1 protein-coding gene is annotated in these 625 nt (G+C 61.8%); it reads left to right on the forward strand.

Going from position 1 to position 625, the window contains the following annotated elements; translation table 11 throughout:
* Positions 1-262 precede the first annotated feature (262 nt).
* Positions 263-625, forward strand: a 363-nt coding sequence (locus ACUSIJ_RS29665; protein ID WP_449310026.1) for a 3-keto-5-aminohexanoate cleavage protein, incomplete at its 3' end; no start/stop codon positions are given.

Below are 625 nucleotides of genomic sequence, written 5' to 3' on the forward strand. Positions count from 1 at the left end.
CGGCACCGGCTCGCCGATCAATCCGCAGGCCATCAAGTAGGCACTTCCGCCGGGAGAAAGACGATGCTCAAAGCGGCTATCGCGGGACTTGGAGCTTGACGCCCGTACAGGTGATCGATGGCGCCGTGTCGCGCGCGCCCGGCGCCACGCCGTTTACGGGCCGGGCATGAATGGACGGCCACTCAGTCGATTTCGATTGACACATGCGCTGTCGCGACAAGTTATCGATCAATAAATAAATATTATATTCGGGGAGTTTAACGTGGCCAGATCACGCAAGGTCATCATCACCTGCGCCGTTACCGGTGCGATCCATACGCCCTCCATGTCGGAGCATTTGCCGATCACGCCGGATGAAATCATCGACGACGCGCTCGCCGCAGCGCAAGCCGGCGCGGCGATCCTCCACCTTCACGCGCGCGATCCCGAAACCGGCAAGCCGGACCAGACGCCGGAGGCTTTCGGCCGTTTCCTGTCACGCATCAAGCAGCAGACCGACGCGGCCATCAACATCACCACCGGCGGCAGTCCCTACATGAGCGTCGAGGAGCGCGTGCGGCCCGCCGCGCAGTTCAAGCCCGAGGTTGCCTCGCTCAACATGGGATCGATCAACTTCGGCCTGTAT

The organism is Pseudochelatococcus sp. B33 (assembly GCF_053570585.1).